Annotated in this window: 1 protein-coding gene; it reads right to left on the reverse strand. The window is 66.8% G+C overall.

Features of this window, described 5'->3' with window-relative positions:
• Positions 1 to 377 precede the first annotated feature (377 nt).
• Positions 378 to 1,217 (reverse strand): hypothetical protein, encoded by an 840-nt coding sequence (locus Voc01_RS52575; RefSeq protein WP_203935332.1) that lies wholly within the window; start codon positions 1,215 to 1,217, stop codon positions 378 to 380.
• Positions 1,218 to 1,361: the final 144 nt, after the last annotated feature.

The following is a 1,361-nucleotide window of genomic DNA, read 5'->3' on the forward strand; positions in this document are numbered from 1 at the left end:
TCCGGGAGCTGTCTCCCGGGCCAGGTACAGCTGGTGACGCGTCGGCGGGCTATCGGCCGTTCAAGCCGGCCCGGAACCGTGCATCGGACGAATCCGGGGCCGGGCCTACCGACGGCGATTCGCCGTTCCCGGCGGTTGACTCGCGACGTCGCTTCCATCCGTGCAGGTCGAGTTTTTCGTCGCTCGGTGAGCCTGTGGTCGATCAGCCAGCGCTGGCTGGCGGGCTTGGACCATGGTGCATGAGTGGGCGAAGTCCGACGTCGAGTAACCAAATCGAGCAGCGGGCTGGCGCGCTGCGTGTCCTGCCACCGCCCTGGAAGCCCTGGCTGGAGGCAGCTTCGTTCAGCAGTCCGGCGTGGTTGATCCCGTCGCAGCGGTCACGATGTAGCCCCGAACCACTCTGGATCCAACCCCTGTGATCGAAGACGCCCGGGATCGGCATAGCGCTCGAACGGCAGCTTCCCGCCTCGCCGCAGCCGCTCGCCGAGTTCATCGGCGTAGCGGTGCGCAAATGCCTCCTTCTCCCGCGACGATTTGGCCCAATACAGGTCGGAGAGGACGTCCCAGTCCGGGTGGTCGCAGGGTAGGGCAGCGCGAGGTCTGTCGACGGATCGCAGGTAGTCCACCTGGTGCCCGATCTCATGCAACAAGGTCCGATACAGCTGGGTGGCCCGAGCCGCCTCGAGCGTCAGCTCCCAGCGGTAGCCCGTCGGAACCCTGCGTGCGCGGTGCCCGTCCGCGAGTAGCCGTTCAAACTCGCGCCGATCCTCGACCGACATCGAGGCCTTCCGCTGCCATGGGCGGCCGAGTTCCTGGGCTTCGAGGTAGACCGCAGGCCCACGAAGCCGCCCCAGTTCGGCGAAGTACGCCAACCGGCCCCAAACCGGAGAGACTACCGCCTGTTTGCGCGTGGGTTGGCGCAGCACGAACACCCGCAGATCGTCAAGGTCATCCGGCGGCACCAGATCAACCACAGCGAAGACGTCATCCGGCGTGCAGCAATGGGTATAGCCCGTCAGCACCGGCTCGACCACGACGGCGAAGACACGCTCGTCGAGCGCGCGCCTGACGATCACCGGGTCGCGCAGTTTCTCCCAGAAGACGCGCTCCTCCGACCACCGCGCGGGGATGACCAGGCGATTGTCCCGGCCGTGCCCGCTCTTCGCGGTTCCGATGTTCCGGTTCCGGCGAACCGGGTTCCAACCGGTGCGACTCATGCCTCGATCCTGGCAGCCGGGGCAAGGGATTTCGCGGCCAGAAGCTTGAGCAGGCTACTGCTCGCGCGAGAGTGCCAGCGACGGCACAGCCCGCCGCCTATCGCCGGCAGTCACACCAGGGTGCACAACTCAGAAGCACCACAT

This window comes from Virgisporangium ochraceum, from assembly GCF_016863655.1.
Taxonomy (GTDB): Bacteria; Actinomycetota; Actinomycetes; order Mycobacteriales; family Micromonosporaceae; genus Virgisporangium; species Virgisporangium ochraceum.